General features: G+C 62.6%; 3 protein-coding genes. All 3 read left to right on the top strand.

Going from position 1 to position 1,815, the window contains the following annotated elements:
- Positions 1-725, top strand: a 725-nt coding sequence (locus tag EN750_RS32540) for an ABC transporter substrate-binding protein (protein WP_145968128.1), incomplete at its 5' end; no start/stop codon positions are given.
- Between the two features lie 128 nt (positions 726-853).
- A complete protein-coding gene (locus EN750_RS32535; RefSeq protein ID WP_127271796.1) occupies positions 854-1,525 on the top strand; it encodes an amino acid ABC transporter permease in 672 nt (223 codons plus the stop codon).
- The coding region (locus tag EN750_RS32530; RefSeq protein WP_145968127.1) for an ABC transporter permease subunit at positions 1,522-1,815 on the top strand (294 nt) is incomplete at its 3' end. The genes EN750_RS32535 and EN750_RS32530, both read left to right, overlap by 4 nt.

The following is a 1,815-nucleotide window of genomic DNA, read 5'->3' as shown; positions in this document are numbered from 1 at the left end:
CCGGTACGCTCGACGACATCACCAAGCGCGGCGAGTTGCGCGTCGCCGTGCAGACTCAAGGGCCTCCCTTCTCGCTGGTCGGCGCCAATGGCGAACGCACCGGCAGTTCGGTGGAACTCGCCGAAATGATGGCCAAGGAAATGGGCGTCAAGATCACCTTCCTCGATTTCGACTGGGACGGCCTGATCCCGGCACTGCTGTCGGGCAAGGCCGACCTTCTGGTCGCCGACATGACACCGACGCTCGCGCGCGGCATGAAGGTCGCCTTCACCACGCCTTACATGTACACGGGCAGCACCGTCTTCACCAAGGCCGACAGCAAGTTCAAGACCACTGAGGACTGCAAGGCCAAGGGCACCAAGATCGCCGTGCTGCTCGGCGCCACCGGCGAGAAGGAAGCCAAGAAAGCCTTCCCCGACGCCGACATCAAGAGCTACAAGGGCGGCGGTCCGCTGCTGCTCGACGCCGTCAACAACGGCCAGGCCGATTGCGGCGTCAACGACGTCTCGGCGGTCAAGGGCCAGTCGACCGCCTATCCGGCCGGCAGCTTCACCATCATGCCGGACCTGTTGTCGAAGGAGCCGCTTGCCTTCGCCACCCGCTATGACGAGCCGGACCTGCTGGTCTGGATGAACCTGTTCCTCAACCAGGTCACCATCGACGGACGCCTGCAGAAGAACCTCGACTACTGGGTCAATTCCGACGCCTGGAAGAAAGACCACTGAGGAATTGAATTAGCGAGTAGCGAATAGGGAGTAGCGAATAGGGAATGGCCGTTCCGGCCATGCTTTGCTGCTCCCTAATTCCCTACTCCCTACTCGCCCTTCCTGCACTCTGGGGATTGCACCCAACGATGCTCGAAAATTTCAGTTTCCGCACCATTGTCGAATATCTGCCGCTGTTCGGACAGGGCCTGATCACGACCGTCTGGCTGTCGGCGCTGTCCTTTGTCGGCGCGCTCATCGTCGGCATCGTGCTGTGCGCCATGAACCTGCAGCGCGGCTGGCTGTTTCGCGTGCCGGCCAAGGCCTATATCGACGCCGTACGCGCCACACCCTTGCTGGCGCAGCTCTATTTCCTCTATTTCGGCCTGCCCCGGCTCGGCTTCGTCCTGCCTGAGCTGGTCGTCGGCATTCTCGCGCTGTCGCTCAACAGCGGCGCCTATATCGCTGAAATCATTCGCGCCGGCATCCTGTCGATCCCACGTGGCCAGGTCGAGGCCAGCGTCGCTTCGGGCATGACCTATGTCCAGCGCATGCGTCTGGTCGTCCTGCCGCAGGCCTTCAAGGTGACGATCCCGCCGCTGCTTGGCCAGGCGATCGTGCTGGTCAAGGATTCCGCCCTTCTGTCGCTGATCTCGGTTTCCGAACTGACGCGCGCCGGCCAATTGCTCGCTTCCGACCGCTTCATGCCGGCCGAAGGTTTCCTCACCATCGCCGCCTTCTACCTGCTGCTGTATTACGGACTGAAAGGACTGGCTGGCGTCTCCAGCCGCTGGCTCGGCACGGCGGGGGCGCGGACATGATCTGGCAACAACTGCAAAGCCTCGCCGGCTCTTATCCGCTGGCCCTGCGCGGCCTCGGCATGACCGTGATGCTGTCACTGATCAGCCTGGTGCTCGGCACCCTGCTTGGCTTCGGCCTCGGCATTCTGCGGACCGGCGGCAACCGGCTGATCTCGGGCTTGATCGGGGCCTGGGTCGACATGATCCGCGGCACGCCGTTCCTGGTGCAGATCTTCCTGATCTTCTTCATCCTGCCTGAGTTCGGCATCGAACTCGATGCCTTCACCGCCGGCATCATCGCGCTGACCAAC

Origin of the sequence: Mesorhizobium sp. M7A.F.Ca.ET.027.03.2.1 (assembly GCF_003999175.1) — a bacterium.
In the GTDB taxonomy this organism is placed as follows: Bacteria; Pseudomonadota; Alphaproteobacteria; order Rhizobiales; family Rhizobiaceae; genus Mesorhizobium.
This window is presented reverse-complemented; position numbering and strand designations above follow the sequence as displayed.